Source organism: Mesorhizobium sp. M0621, from assembly GCF_040320745.1.
Lineage (GTDB): Bacteria > Pseudomonadota > Alphaproteobacteria > Rhizobiales > Rhizobiaceae > Mesorhizobium.
The window spans coordinates 56577-77529 of the sequence record NZ_JAMYQF010000021.1; the positions used below are offsets into that span (position 1 = coordinate 56577).

Consider the following 20953-nt stretch of genomic DNA (forward strand, 5'->3'; position numbering starts at 1 on the left):
TTGTCCCAATTCTTTCGAACGATGTCAATCGGGCCACTTTCAGCGACCTGGCAGCCCGCCTATCTTCGGCCCATCGCATTCAAGCCGGAAAGGAAAACACCATGTCTGACCCAGCCAACACCACGCCACGCCGGGCGCTGATCGTCGTCGATGTCCAGAACGATTATGACGGCGGCAATCTCGCCATCCAGCATCCGCCGTTCCGCGACAGCGTCGTCAATGTGGCACGGGCGATGGATGCGGCGACTGCTGCCGGCACCAAGGTGGTGGTCGTCAAGCAGATGGCGCCGCAGACATCGCCGATCTTCGCCAAGGGCAGCCATGGCGGCGAACTACATCCCGAGATCGCCAGGCGTGAGCGCGACCATTATGTCGAAAAGAACCTGCCCTCCGCCTTCACCGGCACCGATCTGGAGGACTGGCTGCGCGCCAATGCCATCGATACGATCACGGTGGTCGGCTACATGACGCACAATTGCGACCTGTCGACCATCATCCACGCCGTGCATATGGGCTTTGCCGTCGAGTTCCTGTCGGATGCCACCGGCTCGGTGCCTTACGCCAATAGCGCCGGCTATGCTTCGGCCGAAGAGATCCACCGCGTGGTCACGATCATCCTGCAGTCGCGCTTCGCCACCGTGCTCAAGACCGCCGAATGGGTCGAGTGCCTGAAGACCGGAGCGCTGCCGGAACGCGATACCATCTTCGGCTCCAACCAGCGGGCGCTGTCGCGCAGCGCCGCATAAGCATCAGCGAAAAATGCAAAGGGCGCCGCATCGCTGCGGCGCCCTTTTTATTGTCGAGACTTAAGGTCTCAGAACAGGCCTTCGATCTGGCCCATTTCGTTGAGGAAGATCTTCTCCGAGGACGGCGCCTTGGGCAGGCCGGGCATGGTCATGACCTCGCCACAGATGATGACGACGAAACCGGCACCCGCCGAAAGCCTGACCTCGCGCACCGGCACGGTGTGACCGGTCGGCGCGCCGCGCAGGTTCGGGTCGGTCGAGAACGAGTACTGCGTCTTGGCCATGCATACCGGCAGGTGACCATAGCCGGCCTGCTCCCAGGCGTGCAGCTGGTCGCGCACCGACTTGTCGGCAATCGCCTCCGAGCCGCGATAGATGCGCTGGACGATGGTATTGATCTTCTCGAACAGCGGCATGGCATCGGGATAGAGCGGCGCGAACTGCGAAGCGCCGGATTCGGCCAGCGCCACCACCTTGTTGGCGAGGTCTTCGATGCCGGCCGAGCCATGGGCCCAGTGCTTGCACAGGATAGCTTCCTCACCCATCGAAGCGACATAGTCCTTCATCGCCTGGATCTCGGCGTCGGTGTCGGAATAGAAGTGATTGATGGCGACCACCGCCGGCACGCCGAACTGCCTGATGTTTTCGATGTGGCGGCCAAGGTTGGCGCAGCCCTTCTTCACCGCTTCGACATTTTCCTTGCCGAGGTCTTCCTTCTTGACGCCGCCATTCATCTTCATGGCGCGCACGGTGGCGACGATGACGGCGGCTGCCGGCTTCAGGCCCGCCTTGCGGCACTTGATGTCGAAGAATTTTTCAGCACCGAGATCGGCGCCGAAGCCGGCTTCGGTGACGACGTAATCGGCGAGTTTCAGCGCCGTCGTTGTGGCGACGACCGAGTTGCAGCCATGCGCGATGTTGGCGAACGGGCCGCCATGCACGAAGGCCGGGTTGTTCTCCAACGTCTGCACCAGGTTCGGCTGCATGGCGTCCTTCAGCAGAACGGCCATGGCGCCGTCGGCCTTGAGGTCTCGGGCATAGACCGCCGACTTGTCGCGGCGATAGGCGACGATGATGTCGCCGAGGCGCTTTTCCAGGTCCTTCAGATCGGTCGACAGGCAAAGGATCGCCATGACTTCCGAGGCGACGGTGATGTCGAAGCCGCCCTCGCGCGGAAAACCGTTGGCGACGCCGCCGAGCGAACAGATGATCTCGCGCAGCGCACGGTCGTTCATGTCCATGACGCGGCGCCAGACGACGCGGCGGGTGTCGATGCCGAGCTCATTGCCCCAGTAGATGTGGTTGTCGATCAGCGCCGAAAGCAAATTGTGCGCCGTGGTGATGGCGTGGAAGTCGCCGGTGAAGTGGAGGTTCATGTCCTCCATCGGCACGACCTGCGCATAGCCGCCGCCGGCGGCACCGCCCTTGACGCCGAAATTCGGGCCGAGCGAGGCCTCGCGGATGCAGACGATGGCCTTCTTGCCGATGCGGTTCAGGCCGTCGCCGAGGCCGACCGTGGTCGTGGTCTTGCCTTCGCCGGCTGGCGTCGGGTTGATGGCGGTGACGAGGATCAGCTTGCCGTCCTTGTTGCCCTTCACCGACTTGATGAACTCGGCGGAGATCTTCGCCTTGTCATGGCCATAGGGCAGCAGATGTTCGGTCGGGATGCCGATCTTCTGGCCGATCTCCTGGATCTGCTTTTTCCTGGCGCCGCGCGCGATCTCGATGTCGGACTTCACTTCGGCCATGACGGCTTTCCTCTGGATTGGACGATGGAGGGGACGGGTTTGATGTCACTCGCAAGCAGGTTGCAACCGGGCGCGGGCATGTTCTAACCCTGTCGCTGCCGCGGCGTCAACTTGCATGCAACTATGTTTCCTCTAGAGAAAATTCCTCTGCGGACGGGCCGACCTGCCATCGGTTCTTCGTGGCTCCGTTGCCGCGCCGTATAGAAGCCAGAGGACGCGTTGCTCCGCCGTCTCAAAACAGCCGCACAATGCACGGAATGCGACAGAGGCAACGGCGCAAATTCGCCATCGCGTGGTGCGTGGTGGAACAGCGTTACTGGGTTAGAACGTTGCTGATTTCGACCATGTTGGAGCGCACCCTGAGCACGTAGAAGCCCATCGTCGTCAGATGCGTCGGCAAGATCCAGCCGTCCTCGCGGCCATTGGCGATGATGAAGGGCTGGATGCGCAGCGCCGAGACGAACTGTGCATCCATGGTATCCCACAGATTCTGCAGATGCTTTTCCTTGATCACGTCCTCGAAATCGGCCTGCGCGCCCTTCATCAATCCGTAATAGCCATAAAGCTGGCCATAGGCGAACCAGAAGCGGTCGTCGGCGCGGGTGTCGAACCAGCCATTGTTATGGTTTTCAGCGCGTTCCTTGAGGATCGCCGAGGTCGAGCCGATGTCGGACGAGATACGATCGATATATTGTTTCAGATTGTCGGCGCGGGCGTCGAACGTCGCCTGGCAGGTGGCGAGGCGAGCATTGAAGGAACGCAGCATGCGCACGGCGTCGCGATAATAGCTAGGCGTCGGCGTCTTGGGGCCGAACGGGTTCAGGCCGAAATACCAGGTCTCCTCGTCGAACTGCAGATTGCCGCGGGCATTCTGCAGATCGCTGTCAATCTGCGAGGTGGTGCGCACGCGGCCGAGATTGTCGGCGAGTTCGGTTGCGGTGCGCCGCACCGCCTGGTTGATGCCGCGCTGGAACGAGGCCTTGTTGTCCATCCACGGCGTGTTGTCCCAGTCGATGCCGAACAGGCCGATCTTGTAAAGGATCATCGACGAGATCCAGGCATTCTGGTTGACGTTGAAGTCGGTCAGGTCGGCCGCCACCTGGGCGATGCCGGAGTTGCCGCAGGTCTTGGCTGTGTCGGTGCCGGAGCCCGCGGCGACCTGTTCGCCGGCGGAGACGTTACGCTTCTCGAAAGTGTATGTGTCAGGGTAGTTCGGGTTGAAATTGTTCCACCACTGGGTAGCGTAGAAGAAATTGGCGTAGAGGCCGATCAGCACCAGCAAAGCCAGGCCAAACGCGGCCTTGAGGATCCAGCCGCGCTGCGTGTACCAGCGCCCGGCCCACAGGAACGGCCACAGGATCACGCCGATCACAAGCCCGATGCCGCGGCCGATCCACTGGAAAATCCGGGTGAAGAAGTTCACGATCGGATCGAGCATGGCGATGTCATCCCCTCAAAGCATGATACCAAAAAGTTGCAGACTTTTCGGACAACATCATGCACCAAAACAATAAGTTAGAACGAAACTACGGTTCATTTCGTTCTAGTCAGTCAGGCCGTAGAGGCGTGTGCGAAACGCCACCTTGTCCTTCAAATATGTGGTTTTGAGAACGTCCACAACATGCGATCGCCAGGCGTCGCTGAAGCCGTCATAGTCGTTGTAGAAGCCCTGCTTGTTGAAGATGTAACGCGAGACGAAGTCCGACGTCACGAAATCCGAGATCAGTCGGTTGGTCAGCCAGGCGTCGGGATGATCAGGCTTGGCGCGGATGACCAGAAAGCGCTGCTGCGGGAAGACATCCTCGATCTTGAGGTGGCCGAGCTGGGCGATCTCGCGCTTGGCGGCGTTGAGGAAGGGAAAGTTGCCGTCTTTGGCGATCAGGTCGGCATGGCTCTGGATCCAGGTCTGCAGCCAGACCTTGTCGACATCGGTCAGGTTGCGGTCGGGCTCGGCGTCGCGGATCAGCGCGCGCACCACCATCTCGGCGCGGTGCTCGAGATAGCCCGAGGCCTCGACCCAGGAGGCGCGGGGCAACTCGATGCGGCCGGTGGTAGCGAGGAACTTGAACACCTTGTCGGCGTCGCTGATCGAGATATAGCTGACCTGCCACGGCCGCGAGCGCCGGAAGCCGGGTGCGGCCGGATCGCTGATCACGGTCGTCATATCGGGGTCCACGAACACATAGAGGCCGCCGAAATGGCTGGTCCAGTAGGCGTTGTGGCGGAAGATCACCTGATCGGGCACCAGCGCGTTCTCGCGGATATCGCCGCAGATCTTGGCCAGTTCCACCATGCGGGTCAGCATGGCGTTGTCGCGCCAGGCGTCGGGCTCCTGCTTCAGCCGGTCAACGAGCTTGCCGAGTTCGGCGGCCTTGCCCAGCACATCCTCGGCCGACAGCACCTTGAACTCGACCTGGTTGATCGACAGCAGGTCCTCGATATCGTTGACCTTGGGAACGGAATCCTCGATCTCGCCGTAGATCACGTCCTTGATGGTCAGCGCATCGATGGCGCGCTGGTTCTTCGACATGAACTCGAACATCAGCTGCGACGTGTTGGAGAAGGCGGTGTGCACCACCGGCAGGTCGATCTGCGACGGCGTCAGGATGATGAAACGGCGGTTGACCTCGTTGGGATCGAGATAGTCGTAGTCGTCGCATTCCTCGGCCACTTCGGGCGAGAAGCCGGTGCGGTCGATCTGGAAACTTTTTAGCTTGGTCGGCTTCAACCCGAAGGCGGCGAGCGCCTTGTTGTAGCGCTGGATGAGGTGCGGCTCGTCGACCATCAGCAGCCGGCCGTAAATCAGCTCATTGTCGCGCAGCAGATCGGGTTTCTTGGTCATCTTCTTCCCTTCTCCCCGTTTACGGGGAGAAGGTGCCCGAAGGGCGGATGAGGGGCGGCGCAAACGCTCATCATCTTTCCTCTTGCGTGGCTGACGGCAGAAATTTCGCGTCGATACCGATCATTTTTTCATCCAACCGACCGTCCAGGACTGCAACAATCGTCTCCAGCACGCTCCTGCGGTCCGTGAGGACATCAGCGTGCCAGACCCTCAACACCGACCAGCCGTTCCCGTTCATGGTTTCGTCCCTGTATCGATCATGAGATCGATTTGCGTGCTGGCTTCCATCGACTTCCACAACCAGATTGGCCTCTCGGCAGGCGAAATCGGCGAAGTAGGGGCCGATCGGCAGTTGGCGAATAAATTTGTGGCCATTCAATCGTCGCCCACGCAGTTCGTGCCACAGCCATTCCTCGGCATCATTCTCGACTTTTCGCAGCTGACGGGCTCTCGCTACCTTTGGCTCATTACTGCCTCGCATAGCGCTGCCCCTCATCCGCCCTTCGGGCACCTTCTCCCCGTGAACGGGGAGAAGGAAGAGGTGCCAAGCTCACGCATTCCACATCCCCTTCTTCTTCATCTCCTCCATCTCGCGTGCTGCCCGTTCGCGAAGGCGCGCGTCGCGCAGCAGTTTTTCCACGGCGGAGTCGTCGGACTTGTCGGAGTAGCGGAACTCGGAGTCGGCGTAGCGGTTGATCTCCTGCATGACCATGTCCATCGAGAACGGCCCGCGCAGTTCCTCGATCATCGCTTTCTTCTCGTCATAGCCCTTGTGCATGAAGACTTCCGGCTTCTCGAACCAGTCGTCGGGAAGCTCGATGTCCATGGCGCGCATCTTGATGGCGTCGGTGACGTTCTTGATGGCGCGACCGGTGAAGCGCGGCTCGGCATCCTTGATCAGGTGCAGATAGGTGCCGATGTCGGCCATCGATTTCGGCGCGCCGTTCTCTTTCATGTAGCGCTCATAGACCTTCATCAGGCCGTCTTCCCTTGGTTTCTCGTGCTCCTCATAGGCCTCGGTCACGGCGCGCTGGATCTCCTGCGCGGCGTAGAGATCGTGGTCGCCGAGCGGGATCTTGTGGTTCTTGCCGGCAAGCAGCACGAAGATGTCGATGTAGTCATCGCGGCTCTGCGGCCCGTCGACCAGCCAGCGGGCGCCGGCGCGCTGGCGCAGCGCATCGTCGACATTTTCGGGGTAGTTGGAAAACATGCCGAACGAGCAGTTGCCGCGCACCACGGTGGCGGCACCGGCGAAGGCGTCCATCAACACGCCGGTGATCTCCTGCTGGCCGGCCGAGGCGCGGTCGTCGGAGCGGCGCGCCGCCACCTGGTCGATGTCGTCGATGGTGCCGAAGCCGATGACGCGCGGGTTCAAGACATTGTTGATGAACTGGCGGCAGTTCTGGCCCGACTTGCCCTGGTAGGACGAGATCTGGTCGACGCCGAAATTCTCATAGGCGAAGGGATAGCCGGCGACCTGGCAATAGCCGTTGACGAGGCCGGCGATCATCTGGATCAGCGTCGTCTTGCCGGTGCCGGGCGCGCCGTCGCCGATGAAGGTGAACAGGAAGCCGCCGAGTTCGACGAACGGGTTCATCTCGCGCTCGAAATCATAGGCCATCAGCATCTTGGCGAGCTTGACCGACTGGTATTTGGCGATGTGGTTGCCGACGACCTCTTCCGGCTTCTTGAAGGTCATCACCAGCGGCTTGGAGCGCTTGCCCGGCGCGACGTCGAAGCCGTCGAGGGTGAAATCGTCCACATCGATGCGGATATGGGCGTTCTCGAACGGGCCGATGCCGTCGAAGCGGCCCTTGCGCGCCAGAAGCCCGTCGATGGCGGCGCGGGCAAAGGCACGCGCCCTGGTCATCAAATCGGCGTCGTCGGACGAGCCTGAGATCGCCTTGTCGAGACCGGCAAGGATCGACTTCACCGCATCCTGCGGCGTGTCGAACAGGAAGTCCGGCTCGGGGATATCGTTGGGCGCCTCGCCGTCGCTGTCGATCAGCTGGAACAGATAGGAGGCGAGGCTGAAGGCCGAAATGTAAGCCGAGGCCGACAGAAGCTTCTTGAAGGTGGACGCTTCGTCGCCTTCGAGCGGGGCGCGGGTGTTCTTGGCCTGCAGGCTTTCGAGGTCCGAGCCTTCGGCGAAAACGTCAGATATTGCGAGCGCGATCGCAGTGCCTCGCCGGGCGCGAAACAGAAGCGTGTGCTGCGGGATGGTCAGCAACTGGTCATCGGGATGGACGGCGCCGACGGTCTTGGCCAGCTCGACCTCGCGCGTGCGGCGCACCGAACCGACCGAAACGGTCGAGACGAAGCGGCGGTTGGTGCCGGCAAGTGCCGTGCCGGACTCGCGTGACGGATCCTCCAGCACGACGATGCGGGTGATGAAGCTCTGCGCGGTGGCGCGGTGCTTCTCGATCGCAGCTTCCGGTATGGTGGTCAGGCCGGTATCCATGAAGAGTGCTCCGTGGTGTGACGGTCAGACGTCTGAGATCACCTGTCCATTGGACAGGATGTGAACCTTGTAGCCGGCAAAAATCTTCTGCGCCTCGCCGACGGCGTAGAGTGCCTGGTAGGCTTCGTGCGGGATCAGCGCATGGTTCTCGTAGCTCGACACGCCCTGGCGCGCGGCTTCCAGATCGTCGGTGTTGATGAAGAATTCCTGCGTCGTCTTCTCGCTCGAAAACAGGCCTTTGCGACCGGGTTTCTCGGCCTTGGAATAGACTTCCTGGATGGTCCAGGTCAGCAGCCAGGCATTCTCGGGCTTGCGCACCTTGGCCAGCACTTCGGTTACCGTCGAATTGTTGTCGGTAATGCCGGCCGAATAGAACGGTCCGAGCACGACGCGGCGTAGCTGCTTGGGGTGCAGCGGCTCGAAATCCTTATCGAGATTGACCGCGATGGTCGCCGGCGACAGCGTATAGGCGGAATTCTTCTCGGTGAAATCGTCGAAACGGTGGGCAAGCTCGGGATTGAGCAGGCCGTCGACCGGCAGGGGAATGTCGACCATCTCGTTCAGCTTGCCGTTTCTGTCGACAAGCTGGCGGATCATCGCGTCGGAAGAATCCTCCACCGTCACCATGTAGACCAGAGGCAGGTTGGCGCTGCCGTCGAACGTCGCCCAATGGACGAGGTAATAGGGCCGCCCCGTCTTCGGATTGACCGAGACCTTGGCCGTCTGCGCCAGGGTGAACGGGCCGAACGTGTTTTCGCTTTTCACGTCCTCGAGATAGAGCCGCTCGGCCATCGACTTCTGCAGCGCCTGAGGGAATTCCTTGTGGCGCAGGATGAAGTCGGCCATCTCCTCGCGCAATTCGCCGGCCAGCGGAATGTTGGCAAGCCGCGCGTCCGCCTGGCGGCGGTCATTTTCCAGTTCGAGCAGGTTCTGGAACACCGGAAATCCGCTCTCGGCGCGCGAAATGCGGAACGTGTCCATGAAGCCCAGCCGGTTGCGCCAGCAGGAGAAAGACTTGTCGAGCCGGGCGATGTATTCGGCGACGATCTTGGCGACGATGCCATGCCGGTAGAGCGGCGAGCGATCGTCGCGCATGAACACTTCAAGGCCGCTGAGCGCGGCCATGATGGCGGAGAAATACCGTGCAGCCGCTTCGTTTTCGGGGGTCATGCCTGTGCGCTCGCGGGCAGTCCTGTCACTCCTAAGACTGCACGTAGTTTGCCGAATTGTGCTTCTTCAACACCTCGTCGAAGCGGCGGGCAAAGGCATCGTCGGCCAGCTTCTTGCGGCGCTGGATGTCGGCAGTGGCGACCATGTTCTTCTCGTGCATCTCAAGCAGGTCGCCGATGTGCTTTTGCGAAGCAGCACCGATGCCGGCCATGGTTTCCTCGGCGGTGTTGTCGACCTGGCTGCCCAGCGTGTTGATCTTGTGGGCGACGTCCTGCTGGGCGGCGGTCTTCAGAGAATCTTCCAGCGCCTTGTAGAGCACGATGCGCTGCTCGGTATCGATGGTCAGCTTGTTGATCAGCGTCGACTGCGCGGCGATCTGGTTGTTGAGCGAATCGACGAAGGTCTGGAACATCGAGGTGTAGCGCTCGAGCGTCTGGCTTTCGGCCAACAGCTCCTGCTCCTTGGCCTGCTTCTCGTTGTATTCCGTGGCCAGCTTGGAGCGCTCGCCTTCGAGCTGCGTGCGCTCCTTCTGGCTGGTCGAGGCGGCGATCTTGTTTTCGATGTCGAGCAGCATCGGGTTGAGTTCCTCGATGCGCTTCTGCACGGCTTCGAGGTTGGACATGGTGGTCTTTCGGCGCTCGATTACCTGCGACAGGCTGGTCTCGGAGGTCTTGTAGCGCTGGTCGAGGACCTCTTTCTGCGCCTTCAGGATGCCGACGATGGTGTCGGATTTGACCAGCAGTTCCTGCAGATTGCCGGCCAGCGACATGTTGCGGACGCGGTCGGTGCGCATGCGCTGCTTGCTCTGGCTGGAAAAGACGCCGATGAATTTTTCCCAGCCGGTGTAGTTCTTCATGCTCTCGAACTCGGCGCCGAAGACGTTGGTGGCATCCTCCAGCCCGATGATCAGGTCGGCGATGTTGCCTTCCATCACCTTCTGCTGCTTCAGCACGTCCTCGATGCGGGCGTTCTCGATGTCGAAATTGGCGTCGCCGATCTTCTTGTCGGCGGTGGCGAGCGTATCAAGCACGGTGCCGGACTGGTCGATCTTGGTGCGCATGTCCTGTACGACCTGCTTGGTCTTGGCAATTTCGGCGTCGAAATTCTGCAATGTCGCCATTGGGGCCTCCCGCTTCGGCATGACGTCGCTGGTCGCGAACAGCGGCGAATATATGTGGGGCATCCGGGGATTGAAAGACGCAAGACAAGACCCGCCCCGAAAACAAAATAGTCGGTCACGGTCTTGAAAGGCAATGGAGGTGGGGTCATGGCGTGATTAGCCTGCCGGCCAGGCTTAGTTCAGCTGTCATTGAACTTTCATGCCGCAAAGCGACCGCGCGGATGCCTCAGTATTCGGCAAACCACTGAAGCATCGCGGGCGCGATATGCGAAGCCAAAGCCGGCTTTGCAGAGGCGGACGGATAGCGGATCAGGGCTTGGGATCGGCCTTCAGATAGGCGATGACATTGGCGATGTCGTCGTCCTTGGTCAGGCCGGCAAACGCCATCTTGTTGCCGGGCACTTTCAACTTGGGGGCCTTGAGGTACTCGGCGAGATTGGCTTCATTCCAGACCAGGCCGGCGGCGCCTGAACCCTTCATCGCCTCGGAGTAGTGACCAAGAAAACTCGCGGCGCTACCGGCGGTGCGGCCAACGACGCCCAACAGATGCGGGCCGACCTTGTCGCGGTCGGTGGCAGCTTCATGGCAGGCGATGCACCGGTTGAAGACCTTCTTGCCCAGGGCCGGGTCACCGCCGGCATGGGCGGCAAGCGCGGTGGCAAGGAGAAGAATGCTGGCGGACGAAGCGGCTCGAAACATGGCTGACCCCGAAGAGCTCTGGCTGGCGGCCTTATAAGGCCGAGGCCTTAACAAACGCTGCATCGTGGCGGCATTGCGGAAACATGCGCGATCCCGCTGCACCGGCCGGGGCCAAGGCTGCCCATCCGTCAGCCCTTGATAAAGCCGATGAAATCGTCGGGCGCGGCGCGGCCCATCTCTTCTTCCCAGTGGCGGCGGCAGAGCGAGACATAGACGTCCTTGCCGATCGCCACCTGCTCGCCCTGGCGCGCCACCTTGCCGTCAGGGCCGAGGCGCACCACCATCGTCGCCTTGCGGCCGCAGCGGCAGATGGTGCGCACTTCGCGCAGATCGTCGGCGATGGCCAGCAGCGCGCGCGAGCCGGAAAACAGATTGCCCTGGAAATCCGTGCGCAGGCCGTAGCACATGACCGGAATATTCAGGCGATCGGCGATGCGGGCGAGCTGCCAGACCTGCTCTTCCTCGAGGAACTGCGCCTCGTCGACGAAGACGCAATGCACCGATGTGTGCGCGTGGTGATCGACGACGCGGGCGAATAGATCGTCGCCGTTACGGAACATCTCGGCTTCTGTCTCCAGGCCGATGCGCGACGAGATCAGGCCGGTGTCGCCCTTGCGGTAGTGGCCGGCGACGAACAGCATCGTGCCCATGCCGCGCTCGCGATAATTGTAAGAGGCCTGCAAGAGCATCGTCGTCTTGCCGGCGTTCATCGTCGCATAGTGGAAGTAAAGCTTGGCCATGCCGCTCTTTTAAGCCGACTTGGCCTGACACGGGGAGGGGTGGCCGCCCGCATTCCCCTGAAAAAGCCGGCCCGTCTTCGAAAAAACCGTCCGGCACTGCAAAAGCGTCAGCCGTGTCGCTCATTGGCCAGTCTGCGCCGTTGATCGTGATTGCCTTAGCGCTTGAAAACACACCAGAATGGTGTTTGGCTGACGAAACAAGGCGGGCAGAGAAACCGTAACTACGCCTCGCCAAAGAATCACAATGGGAGAATACCTATGTCGCGTATGAACTCTTTCGTCGCCGGCCTCGGCCTGGCGGCATTTTTGTCCACGAGCGCTGCCTTCGCCGGTGATCCGGCGAGCTGCAAGGTGGTGCGTCTTTCCGATGTCGGCTGGACCGACATCCAGGCGACGACCGGCATCGCTTCCGTTCTGCTGACCGCACTCGGCTACGAGCCGCAGACGATCCAGCTGTCGGTGCCGGTGACCATGGCGTCGCTGAAGAACAAGGACCTCGACGTGTTCCTCGGCAACTGGATGCCGTCGATGACCAACGACATCAAGGACTATACCGCCGACGGTTCGGTCGAGACGATCAGCACCAATCTGACCGGCGCCGGTTACGGCATCGTCGTGCCGACCTATGTCGCGGATGCCGGTGTCAAATCGCTGACCGATATCGGCAAGTTCAAGGACAAGTTCAACGGCAAGATCTATGGCATCGAGGCCGGCAATGACGGCAACCGCATCATCCTCGACATGATCAAGAACCCGAAGGACAATCTCGAAGGCTTCGAGCTGGTCGAATCCTCGGAAGCCGGCATGCTGACGCAGGCCGAGCAGTCGATGAAGAACAATGAGTGGATCGCCTTCCTCGGCTGGACGCCGCATCCGGTGATGGGCGCCATGAAGATCACCTACCTCGATGGCATGGGTGACAGCGGCTTCGGTGCCGCCACCGTCTATACCAATGTGCGCAAGGGCTACACCACCGAATGCCCGAACGCCGGCAAGTTGATCGCCAATCTGAAGTTCAATCTGGACATGGAAGGCCAGATGATGGACGCGATCCTCAAGGGCGGCGACGCCAACACGGTGGCGACCGACTGGCTGAAGAAAAATCCGGACGCGATCACTCCCTGGATCGCCGGCGTGACCACCTTCGACGGCGGCGACGCCGCGGCGGCCATCAAGACCGCGCTCGGAAGCTGAGCCGACTGAATTCGGCAAAGCCGAACCAGGAAGGGCAGCCATCTTAGAAAAGGCTGCCCTTTTTCATATCCTGTGACAAGATGACGACGGTAGAGGCCGAGGGTAGGGCGGTCTCGAGCATGAGAGGGGCGATATGGATCCGATTTCGAAATTCATGGTCGATCACAAGATTCCGATCGGCGCCTGGGGAAAGGCATTCTTCGGCTTCCTCACCGACAATTTCGACACTGTGTTCAGGGCCTTTTCGAATGGCCTCAATTTCCTGCTCGACGGGCTGGTCGGCATCCTGCTGATGGTGCCGCCGGTGCTGCTGGCGCTGATCATCGCGGCCATCGCCTGGCTGCTGCAGCGCTCGCGGCCGCTCGCCATCGCCGTCTTTCTCGGCCTGATCTTCATCATCAACCAGAACCTGTGGAAGCAGACGGTGCAGACGCTGGTACTGGTCGTCGCGGCCGCTGCGATGGCGATGGCCATCGGTGTGCCGCTCGGCATCTGGGCGGCGCACAAGCCGAAGGTCTATCGCATCATGCTGCCGGTGCTCGACCTGATGCAGACGCTGCCGACCTTCGTCTACCTGATTCCGGTGCTGACGCTGTTCGGCCTCGGCAACGCCCCCGGCCTCATCGTCACCATCATCTTCGTCATCCCGACCGCGGTCCGGCTCACCCATCTCGGCGTCGTCTCGGTGCCGAAGTCGATCGTCGAGGCCGGCGAGGCTTTCGGCGCCACCAAGAGCCAGCTGTTGTGGAAGGTGGAGCTGCCCTCGGCGCTGCCCACCATCATGGCCGGTCTGACGCAGTCGATCATGCTGTCTCTGTCGATGGTGGTGTTCGCGGCGCTGATCGGCGCCGGCGGCCTCGGCACCGAAATCAACCGGGCGCTCGGCTCGCGTCGCATCGACCTCGGGCTTGAGGCGGGCCTCGCCATCGTCGTGCTGGCCATCGTGCTCGACCGGATGACCCGCATCGCCGTTGGAGGCAAGAAATGACCGTCGCCGTCGATTTCAGGAACGTCGATATCGTCTTCGGCGCCGACCAGGCCGGATCGCTGAAAATGATCGACGCCGGCGCCAGCCGCGCCGATATCCTCGAAAAGACCGGCAATGTGCTGGGCTGCGCCGGCGCCAGCCTGACCGTCAACGAGGGCGAGATCTCCGTGCTGATGGGCCTCTCCGGCTCCGGCAAGTCGACATTGCTGCGGGCGGTCAACCGGCTCAACGTGGTGTCGCGCGGCCAGGTGCTGGTCAAGGATGGCGACAAGACCGTCGATGTCGTCACCTGCGATGAGGCGACCTTGCGGCGCCTGCGCCAGAAACAGGTGGCGATGGTGTTCCAGCAGTTCGGCCTGCTGCCTTGGCGCACGGTGGAGGAGAATGTCGGCCTCGGCCTCGAACTCGCCGGCGTGCCGGAAGCCGAGCGCAAGGAACGCGTGCAACGCCAGCTCAAGCTGGTCAATCTCGACCAGTGGTCGAAGAAATACGCCCATGAGCTTTCGGGCGGCATGCAGCAGCGCGTCGGCCTGGCCCGCGCCTTCGCCACCGAGGCGCCGATCCTTCTGATGGATGAGCCGTTCTCGGCACTCGACCCGCTGATCCGCACCAAGCTGCAGGACGAATTGCTGCAATTGCAGGCCGAGTTGAAGAAGACCATCATCTTCGTCAGCCACGACCTCGAGGAGGCGCTGAAGATCGGCAGCCACATCACCATCATGGAGGGTGGCCGCATCGTGCAAACCGGGGCACCGGAAGACATCGTGCTGCGGCCCGCCAACGACTATGTCCGCGACTTCATCGCCAATGTGAACCCGTTGTCGGTGTTGACCGCCTGGAACGTGATGCGCGACCGTCGCGATCTGGAGCACGGCAAGGACGGCTGGGTGTGGCTCGACCGCCGCAAGACGACGCGCTTCAAGATCGACGATCACGGGCTGGTGGCGGGGGCCGAACGCGACGGCAAGCCGGCAGTGTGGGTGTCCTGCGCCGACGTCGAGGCCCAGCCCGAGGAAGTAGCGCAGGTATTCTGGGCCAATCCCGGCACGTCGCTGAAAACCGTCATGCTGGCCATGCACCGTTCGCAGACCGCACCGGTGGCACTGTTCGACGACCAGTCCCGCTTCGTCGGCGCCATCGGCATCCGTGACGTGCTGAGCGCCGTACTGCGGCGGTAACGGTCCGTCTGCGCGAGGCTTCGAGGCGACCCTGCGTCAGGCCGCCAGCGGCAGGCGCAGTTGCGTCAGCAGGCCGCCGCCCGGGTTGTTGGACAGGCTGACCTCACCCCCGGCGGCGCGCGCGATGTTGCGGGCGATGGTCAGGCCGAGCCCGAGACCGCCGGTCTGGCGGTTGCGGGATTGTTCGAGGCGCACGAAGGAGCCGAACACGGCGTCGATCTGCGCCTGCGGTATGCCCGGTCCTTCATCGCGGATGGTGAGCAGGATCATGTTTTCCGACCGGCGCAGGCTGAGATGCGCCTTCTTGCCGTAAGTGACCGCGTTCTGCACCAGATTGGTGACGCAGCGCTTGAGCGCGACCGGGCGCGCCAGGCAGATGAGGCCGCGTGATCTTGTATCGTCGTCGAACGAGACGTCGTCATAGCTGTCGGCGATCGACTCCACGAGCGACCAGAAGTCGATGCGCTCGTTCTTCTCCTCCGTCACCTCGAAGGTGGCGAAGTCGATCACCGAGCTGGCAATGCTCTCGACATCGGCGAGATCGTGCGCCAGCGCCTCGCGGACTGCCGATTTGCGCAACAGCTCCAGGCGCAGGCGCATCCGGGTCATCGGCGTGCGCAGATCATGCGCAAGTGCCGCCGCCAGATGTTCGCGGTCCTCGACATATTCGCGCAGCCGGGCCTGCATGGCGTTGATCGCCTTGGCGGCGGCACGCACCTCGCGGCTGCCGCTCTCGGCGATCGGCGGGCTCTTCAGATCCTTGCCGATCCGGTTCACGGCGGTTTCCATCATCCGGTAGGGCGCCGTCAGCCGGCGCAGCGACCAGATCGACATGATCACCACCAGGCCTGCGATCAGCGAATAGAGCGGCAGGCTGTCGAAGCTCAGGATCGGGCCGACGGGCGTGATCGGCTCGGTGAAGTTCAGCCATTGACCGTCGGCGAAGCGCAGCGACGCCGTCAGCTTGTCGCTCTGGGCGAAGTTGGCGGCCAGCACCAGAAGGTCGCGTTCCACCTGGCCGATATCGGGCCCCGGCGCCGTGCCGTTGGCGTCGTCGGCCTCGCGCGTCGCCGGGTCGCGCCGCACGCGCGCATCGGTGATGCCGAACTTCGACAGCCGGCCGACAAGGATGTCTTCGAGTTCCGCCAGTTCGTCGTCGCTTGCGATCGACGAGGTGACCGCCGGCGTGTCCGAGATAGTGAGCGCGTAGGTGGAATTGAACAGGCCTGTCGCCGTCGCCTTGCGTTCCTCCGGCGTGGCGTCATGCATCAGCTGCACCAGCGAGAAGGCGCGGTCATTGAGGCGGTAGAGGTCGACGACGCCGTTGGCTACGGCGCGGTCGCGCGACACGATGTAGAGGGTCGCGACCTGGCTGATCAGCAGGCCGGCAATGACGATCAGCAGCACCCAGACAGGCAAGGTCTGCGGCAGGAAACGTCTCATTCGGAGGTCGTCTCGGGCAGGAACTGGTAGCCGCCGCTGCGCACGGTCAGGATCAGCTTGGGCGTCTTGGGGTCGTCTTCCATCTTGCGCCGCAGCCGGCTGACCAGAATGTCGATGCTGCGGTCGAAGGAGTAGTCGCTGTCGCCGCCGGACAGTTCGATGAGCTGGTCGCGGGTCAGCACGCGCCCCGCGCTCTTGGCGAACGTCTGCAGCAAGTTGAATTCGGCCATTGTCAGCTCGACCCTGACATCATCGGGCGCGGTCAGCCGGCGGCGCGAACAGTCCATCGTCCAGCCGGCGAAGCGGTAGATCTGTTTCGTGGTGGCGCGCTTGGGCTCGGCAGCTCCGTTGCGCCGCAGCACGGCGCGGATACGCGCCAAAAGCTCGCGCGGGTCGAACGGTTTTGGCACATAGTCGTCGGCGCCCATCTCCAGGCCGACGACGCGGTCGGTCGTCTCGGTGACGGCGGTCAGCATGATGATCGGCGTCGAATACTGGGCGCGCAGGTCGCGGCACAGCTCCAGCCCGCTCTTGCCGGGCAGCATCACGTCGAGGACGATGAGATCGACCTGCGCGCGGCGCAGGATGACCTCCATCTCGATGCCGTCGGCGGCAACCGAGGTGTGCAGGCCCCGCTTCTGGAAGAATTCCTGCAGCAGGTCGCGAATGCCCTTGTCGTCGTCGACGATCAGTATGTGTGCGTCGGATTTCACTTGAGCCCTGTCATTGTTGATTGCCAAGCCGTTCTGTCGCAACCCACACGATAGAATTCAGGCCATATGTTGGCCAGTGCCGATGATGGGTTCACACCGGCTCTCTCAGAAACAATCCAGAAACAAAATTCTACAGTTCAGAAAAACTCCTGAAAAATTTCAAAGGCATAACTAGTCTCGTGGCGGTCAGGTCATCGGCTGCGACGCTAGTCTCCGGGTTTACGGATAAACCGATGCCAAGGTTGTCGATCAGTTTGTTGGGTGCGTTGCTGGGCCTTGGCCTGGTCACTGCCGCTGTCGGACAATCGGACGCAAAGGCGACGCCCACCACCCGGAGCGAACGGTGCGCCAATCTCAGCCACCAATTCGATGAAGCCCTCGAAACCCATGCCGCGGCAACGCAGGTCACCGCGGCAAAGGCACTTCAGAGGAAGGGTAACCGGTACTGCGCCGCCAAGAAACAGGCACAGGGCATCCGGATGCTCGCCAATGCTTTGAAGCTGCTTGGAGTGACACCGAACGACCCGGTCCAGTGACACTCAAAAACTCGACCCGCATAAAAGGAAACGAAGCCATGAAAAAGTCCATCCTCTCCGCAACCGGTCTCGCCGTCGCTCTCGCCTTCGCGATGCCGGCTCTCGGCAACGCCGCTGCCACCACGACCGCTGCTCCGGCTGCTTCGACGACCACCGCTCCGGCTACTGCCGCTCCTGCCAAGGCTGCTCCGAAGAAGGTCGTGAAGAAGACCAAGAAGCACAAGAAGGCTGCGGAGAAGGCCGTCAAGAAGGATGCCCCGAAGACGTAATCAGGTCCGGCATAAAATGCCAGCCTGTTGACCAAGGCCGCTCCAGCTGGTTTCGGCTGGAGCGGCCTTCTCCCTGTCGGAACGCTGAAGGCCTGACGTTGGCGATGAAGCGGGTCGATGGGTTCAACTGATCTTTGGCGAAGTCTGGCACCGGCAGCTTCCGCCTCGACTGACACTTAACCCGTTTGCAACGCCGGCCGTGTAGGACAATCCGCATGAAGAAGCGGCTTTCGTCCATTGTGCGCTCGATGGTGATCGGCGGCCTGGTTGCCACCGGCATCGCCAGGGTGCTGATCCTGTTCACCGCCAGCCCGGTGCCCGATCCGGCCAGCGGACGCACCGAGGCTTCGTTGTTCGCGCCGGCGATTTCCACCAATTGGGACTACATCACGCCGGCACAGAACTGGCTGCTGATCGTGCTGACAGGGGCGACGCTGATCTGCGTCGCCGCGTGGCCGATCACGGCGTGGATGGAACGCCGGGCGGATGCCGGTGGGAACCGCTTTCGCCCCGATATGCCGTCCGCCACGACCGCGCGGCAGATTCCCAGCCGTCGGATGTTCGGCCGCCAGGACCGTTGAACGGCAAACGACACTTTCCCACATAGGTGTGAATGGCCGCGCCCGACTTGGGCGTTGATCAAATAGACGGCTGCTTTCGCTGGTGCCAGAATGGCGAAGGTCGCTTACGCAAATTGTCGGTTCCAATGCCTGAAATCACCACAAAACCGCGCGTACAGGTCAAGCCGCAGGTCGAACGGCCGAAGCTCTACAAGGTCATCCTCATCAATGACGATTTCACGCCGCGCGAATTCGTGGTGACGGTGCTGAAGGGGGAGTTCAAGCTCAGCGAAGATCAGGCGCACCGGGTGATGATCACCGCGCATCGGCGCGGTGTCTGCGTCGTCGCCGTTTTCACCAAGGATGTCGCCGAGACCAAGGCGACGCGGGCCACCGATGCCGGCAAGGCCAAGGGCTATCCGCTGATGTTCACGACCGAGCCTGAGGAGTAGTCCTACCGTCCCTCGCGGTACCACATCGAACCCATCGCCAGAAGCAACAGGCCGAGACCGAGGAAGCCGCCGAACAGCGGCACACGCGAGACGGCCTTGAGCACGCTGTCATCCGTGGTGCGCAGGCCGATCCAGTCGCTGCCGGAGGCGGCGCCGGACGAGCGCACCGGCACGATGGAGGGCAGCGTCACATCGCTGCCAAGGGCCGTGGATGATGCCAGCCGGCGCACGCTGCCGCCGGTGGCTTCCGCCGGCGCCTTCAGCCGGTTTTCGGTGGAGATGACGTCGGCGAACTCCGGTGCGTTGACCGGTCCGACATGGGCGAGCGCGGTCAGGTCGCCATTGGCGACCTGGTAGAGGCCGATCTCGCTGGTTTCGACGCTGCCGAGGAAGACGCCGGGTTCGGACTTCTCGAGCTTGACGGTCAAGGTCTTGCCGGACGGGGTGATGATCTGGGCGGGGCCGGGATCGTCGGCCATCGTCTGGCGACGGATTTCCAGCACCATGCCGCGACCGTCGGCGGTCAGGCGTTCTTCCTCAAGCTCGGGCTCCTTCATCAGCCAGTGCGCGATGCGCCGGTAGAGCTGGACATGCGGGCCGCCGCCTTCGAAGCCGCGCGCCCACAGCCAGCCCTGGTCGGACAGAAGCATGCCGACGCGGCCTTCGCCCTTGCGGTCGAGCAACAGCAGGGGCCGGTTGTCGGCGCCCTTCATCACCACTTCGCCTTCCGGATTCTGCACGCCGATGGTGCGGAACCAGCGGCTCCAGTGCGGCGGCTCGGTGGCCGAGCCATCCAGCCCACGCGTCACCGGGTGGCGCTGGCCAAGATCGGTGAGGCGTGGATAGAAGGCCTTGTCGACAACCTCGCCGGTCGGCATCGCCGGCAGGGCCGACATCAGCGGCGTGCGCGCGATCGAGCTTTCGCCGGCATATTCGGGGCCGGCCGCGATCAGCAGCGCGCCGCCCTTTTCGACATATTCGGAGATGTAGTCGTAATAGAGGATCGGCAGCACGTCGCGGTGCTGGTAGCGGTCGAAGATGATGAGGTCGAAATCCTTGATCTTCTCGACGAACAGCTCGCGGGTCGGGAAGGCGATCAGCGACAATTCATTGATCGGCGTGCCGTCCTGCTTCTCCGGCGGCCGCAGAATGGTGAAGTGGACGAGATCGACCGAGGCGTCGGATTTCAACAGATTGCGCCAGGTGCGTTCGCCGGCGTGCGGCTCACCGGAGACCAGCAGCACGCGCAGGTTCTCGCGGATGCCGTCGATGAGCGCGATGGCGCGGTTGTTGGTGTCGGTCAATTCGCCCGGCTCGCGGTCGATGGCGAGTTCGACGATGTTGCGGCCGGCAGCGGGAATGGTCACTTGCAGCGGCATCGCCTGGCCGACGGTGGCGTGCTCGACCGCGACCTGCTCGCCATTGACCGAGACGCGCACGTCGACCGGACCGGTCTCGTTTTCGGTCGAGATGACGCGGTAGGTCATGTCGAGCGGTTTGCCGACAAGGCCAAAGCGCGGCGCGTTCTCGAAGCGGATGCGACGATCCTTTTCGTGGTCGTTGCCGGTGATCAGCGCATGCAGCGGGGCGTTGAAATCGGGGGCGCCCGGGGGCGCATCATGCACCTCGCCATCGGTGATCATGATGGCGCCGCCGATGCGTGACGGCGGCACATCGCGGAAGGCGCCCTCGAGCGCACTGAACAGCCGCGTTTCGGTGCGCTCTTCGGCGGCCTCGGACTTGCCGGCCTCGACGACGCGCACGTCGAACTGCTTGAAGCGGCCAAGACGCTGCTGCAGCCCCGTCAGCGCCTCGTCGGTTTGTTTCGTGCGGTCGCCGATATCCTGGCTCTGGCTGCGATCGACAACGAGTGCGACAATGCTTTTCAGCGGCTCGCGCTCCTCGTTGAGGAACACCGGGTTGAACAGGGCGGCGGCGAGCGCCATCAAAGCGATGAAGCGGAAGACTGAGCCGCGCTGGCGAAACCACAGGCCGACCAGCGCCAGCAGCGCCAACGGCACCAGCGCCAAGGCCAGCAAGGGCCAGGAGATCAGCGGTTCGAAGGAGATCGACCAGTTCATTCCTTACCCTCCC

The 20953-nt window shown here is 62.4% G+C and carries 20 protein-coding genes; 8 read left to right on the forward strand and 12 right to left on the reverse strand.

The window, feature by feature from the left end:
- Positions 1 to 101: 101 nt before the first annotated feature.
- The gene (locus NKI38_RS16730) at positions 102 to 746 is read left to right on the forward strand and encodes a cysteine hydrolase family protein (protein ID WP_352659338.1); all 645 of its coding nucleotides are present in this window, start codon (positions 102 to 104) and stop codon (positions 744 to 746) included.
- A 68-nt stretch (positions 747 to 814) separates the two neighbouring features.
- Here the strand turns inward: NKI38_RS16730 and NKI38_RS16735 are convergent, their stop codons facing one another.
- The 9 genes from NKI38_RS16735 to NKI38_RS16775 form a co-directional block, all read right to left on the reverse strand.
- On the reverse strand, positions 815 to 2494 hold the full coding sequence (locus tag NKI38_RS16735) for a formate--tetrahydrofolate ligase (RefSeq protein ID WP_352659340.1): 1680 nt from the start codon (positions 2492 to 2494) through the stop codon (positions 815 to 817).
- A gap of 313 nt (positions 2495 to 2807) precedes the next feature.
- Positions 2808 to 3932 carry a DUF2333 family protein gene (locus NKI38_RS16740; RefSeq protein WP_352659342.1) on the reverse strand — a complete coding sequence of 375 codons (1125 nt, stop codon included), beginning with the start codon at positions 3930 to 3932 and terminating at the stop codon, positions 2808 to 2810.
- A gap of 105 nt (positions 3933 to 4037) precedes the next feature.
- Positions 4038 to 5336, reverse strand: a complete 1299-nt coding sequence (locus NKI38_RS16745) for a DUF6638 family protein (RefSeq protein WP_352659344.1) — start codon at positions 5334 to 5336, stop codon at positions 4038 to 4040.
- A gap of 70 nt (positions 5337 to 5406) precedes the next feature.
- The gene (locus tag NKI38_RS16750; protein WP_352659346.1) at positions 5407 to 5817 is read right to left on the reverse strand and encodes an endonuclease domain-containing protein; all 411 of its coding nucleotides are present in this window, start codon (positions 5815 to 5817) and stop codon (positions 5407 to 5409) included.
- A 69-nt stretch (positions 5818 to 5886) separates the two neighbouring features.
- Positions 5887 to 7797, reverse strand: coding sequence for an AAA family ATPase (locus tag NKI38_RS16755; RefSeq protein ID WP_352659348.1), 1911 nt, complete (start codon positions 7795 to 7797; stop codon positions 5887 to 5889).
- Positions 7798 to 7821: 24 nt separating this feature from the next.
- A complete protein-coding gene (locus tag NKI38_RS16760; RefSeq protein WP_352659350.1) occupies positions 7822 to 8967 on the reverse strand; it encodes a hypothetical protein in 1146 nt (381 codons plus the stop codon).
- A 31-nt stretch (positions 8968 to 8998) separates the two neighbouring features.
- Complete coding sequence (locus tag NKI38_RS16765; protein WP_352659352.1) at positions 8999 to 10087, reverse strand: hypothetical protein; 1089 nt, start codon at positions 10085 to 10087, stop codon at positions 8999 to 9001.
- 309 nt (positions 10088 to 10396) lie between these two features.
- Complete coding sequence (locus NKI38_RS16770) at positions 10397 to 10786, reverse strand: c-type cytochrome (protein ID WP_352659354.1); 390 nt, start codon at positions 10784 to 10786, stop codon at positions 10397 to 10399.
- A gap of 128 nt (positions 10787 to 10914) precedes the next feature.
- Positions 10915 to 11526, reverse strand: coding sequence for a thymidine kinase (locus tag NKI38_RS16775; RefSeq protein WP_352659356.1), 612 nt, complete (start codon positions 11524 to 11526; stop codon positions 10915 to 10917).
- A gap of 258 nt (positions 11527 to 11784) precedes the next feature.
- Here NKI38_RS16775 and NKI38_RS16780 point away from each other — a divergent pair, with 258 nt between their 5' ends.
- The 3 genes from NKI38_RS16780 to choV all read left to right on the forward strand — a co-directional run bounded on the left by NKI38_RS16780 (position 11785) and on the right by choV (position 14886).
- Positions 11785 to 12720, forward strand: coding sequence for a choline ABC transporter substrate-binding protein (locus tag NKI38_RS16780; RefSeq protein WP_352627567.1), 936 nt, complete (start codon positions 11785 to 11787; stop codon positions 12718 to 12720).
- Positions 12721 to 12853: 133 nt separating this feature from the next.
- Positions 12854 to 13708 (forward strand): choline ABC transporter permease subunit, encoded by an 855-nt coding sequence (choW, locus tag NKI38_RS16785; RefSeq protein ID WP_352659358.1) that lies wholly within the window; start codon positions 12854 to 12856, stop codon positions 13706 to 13708.
- On the forward strand, positions 13705 to 14886 hold the full coding sequence (gene choV, locus NKI38_RS16790; RefSeq protein WP_352627569.1) for a choline ABC transporter ATP-binding protein: 1182 nt from the start codon (positions 13705 to 13707) through the stop codon (positions 14884 to 14886). The genes choW and choV overlap by 4 nt, the downstream gene beginning before the upstream one ends.
- A gap of 36 nt (positions 14887 to 14922) precedes the next feature.
- Here choV and NKI38_RS16795 read toward each other — a convergent pair whose 3' ends face one another.
- Positions 14923 to 16329 carry an ATP-binding protein gene (locus NKI38_RS16795; RefSeq protein ID WP_352659360.1) on the reverse strand — a complete coding sequence of 469 codons (1407 nt, stop codon included), beginning with the start codon at positions 16327 to 16329 and terminating at the stop codon, positions 14923 to 14925.
- Complete coding sequence (locus NKI38_RS16800) at positions 16326 to 17042, reverse strand: response regulator (protein WP_352659362.1); 717 nt, start codon at positions 17040 to 17042, stop codon at positions 16326 to 16328. Before NKI38_RS16800 ends, NKI38_RS16795 begins: the two co-directional genes overlap by 4 nt.
- Positions 17043 to 17275: 233 nt before the next feature.
- Between NKI38_RS16800 and NKI38_RS16805 the strand changes: the two genes are divergently transcribed.
- The 4 genes from NKI38_RS16805 (at position 17276) to clpS (ending at position 18859) form a co-directional block, all read left to right on the forward strand.
- On the forward strand, positions 17276 to 17578 hold the full coding sequence (locus NKI38_RS16805; protein ID WP_352627572.1) for a hypothetical protein: 303 nt from the start codon (positions 17276 to 17278) through the stop codon (positions 17576 to 17578).
- Positions 17579 to 17616: 38 nt separating this feature from the next.
- Positions 17617 to 17847: a hypothetical protein gene (locus tag NKI38_RS16810; RefSeq protein ID WP_352659363.1), complete on the forward strand. Its 231-nt coding sequence runs from the start codon at positions 17617 to 17619 to the stop codon at positions 17845 to 17847.
- Positions 17848 to 18062: 215 nt separating this feature from the next.
- A complete protein-coding gene (locus tag NKI38_RS16815; RefSeq protein WP_352659364.1) occupies positions 18063 to 18428 on the forward strand; it encodes a hypothetical protein in 366 nt (121 codons plus the stop codon).
- A 125-nt stretch (positions 18429 to 18553) separates the two neighbouring features.
- Positions 18554 to 18859: an ATP-dependent Clp protease adapter ClpS gene (gene clpS, locus NKI38_RS16820; RefSeq protein WP_027039419.1), complete on the forward strand. Its 306-nt coding sequence runs from the start codon at positions 18554 to 18556 to the stop codon at positions 18857 to 18859.
- A gap of 2 nt (positions 18860 to 18861) precedes the next feature.
- On the opposite strand, the gene NKI38_RS16825 is transcribed toward clpS, so the two are convergent.
- Positions 18862 to 20940 carry a hypothetical protein gene (locus NKI38_RS16825; protein WP_352659365.1) on the reverse strand — a complete coding sequence of 693 codons (2079 nt, stop codon included), beginning with the start codon at positions 20938 to 20940 and terminating at the stop codon, positions 18862 to 18864.
- Positions 20941 to 20953 lie beyond the last annotated feature (13 nt).

Coding starts and splice junctions, on each gene's coding strand:
- NKI38_RS16815 (WP_352659364.1), top strand. CDS start 18,063: ATGAAGAAGCGGCTTTCGTCCATTGTGCGCTCGATGGTGATCGGCGGC.
- NKI38_RS16795 (WP_352659360.1), bottom strand. CDS start 16,329: ATGAGACGTTTCCTGCCGCAGACCTTGCCTGTCTGGGTGCTGCTGATC.
- NKI38_RS16825 (WP_352659365.1), bottom strand. CDS start 20,940: ATGAACTGGTCGATCTCCTTCGAACCGCTGATCTCCTGGCCCTTGCTG.
- choV (WP_352627569.1), top strand. CDS start 13,705: ATGACCGTCGCCGTCGATTTCAGGAACGTCGATATCGTCTTCGGCGCC.
- NKI38_RS16735 (WP_352659340.1), bottom strand. CDS start 2,494: ATGGCCGAAGTGAAGTCCGACATCGAGATCGCGCGCGGCGCCAGGAAA.
- NKI38_RS16775 (WP_352659356.1), bottom strand. CDS start 11,526: ATGGCCAAGCTTTACTTCCACTATGCGACGATGAACGCCGGCAAGACG.
- NKI38_RS16740 (WP_352659342.1), bottom strand. CDS start 3,932: ATGCTCGATCCGATCGTGAACTTCTTCACCCGGATTTTCCAGTGGATC.
- NKI38_RS16770 (WP_352659354.1), bottom strand. CDS start 10,786: ATGTTTCGAGCCGCTTCGTCCGCCAGCATTCTTCTCCTTGCCACCGCG.
- NKI38_RS16760 (WP_352659350.1), bottom strand. CDS start 8,967: ATGACCCCCGAAAACGAAGCGGCTGCACGGTATTTCTCCGCCATCATG.
- NKI38_RS16755 (WP_352659348.1), bottom strand. CDS start 7,797: ATGGATACCGGCCTGACCACCATACCGGAAGCTGCGATCGAGAAGCAC.
- NKI38_RS16810 (WP_352659363.1), top strand. CDS start 17,617: ATGAAAAAGTCCATCCTCTCCGCAACCGGTCTCGCCGTCGCTCTCGCC.
- choW (WP_352659358.1), top strand. CDS start 12,854: ATGGATCCGATTTCGAAATTCATGGTCGATCACAAGATTCCGATCGGC.
- NKI38_RS16780 (WP_352627567.1), top strand. CDS start 11,785: ATGTCGCGTATGAACTCTTTCGTCGCCGGCCTCGGCCTGGCGGCATTT.
- clpS (WP_027039419.1), top strand. CDS start 18,554: ATGCCTGAAATCACCACAAAACCGCGCGTACAGGTCAAGCCGCAGGTC.
- NKI38_RS16750 (WP_352659346.1), bottom strand. CDS start 5,817: ATGCGAGGCAGTAATGAGCCAAAGGTAGCGAGAGCCCGTCAGCTGCGA.
- NKI38_RS16805 (WP_352627572.1), top strand. CDS start 17,276: ATGCCAAGGTTGTCGATCAGTTTGTTGGGTGCGTTGCTGGGCCTTGGC.
- NKI38_RS16745 (WP_352659344.1), bottom strand. CDS start 5,336: ATGACCAAGAAACCCGATCTGCTGCGCGACAATGAGCTGATTTACGGC.
- NKI38_RS16765 (WP_352659352.1), bottom strand. CDS start 10,087: ATGGCGACATTGCAGAATTTCGACGCCGAAATTGCCAAGACCAAGCAG.
- NKI38_RS16730 (WP_352659338.1), top strand. CDS start 102: ATGTCTGACCCAGCCAACACCACGCCACGCCGGGCGCTGATCGTCGTC.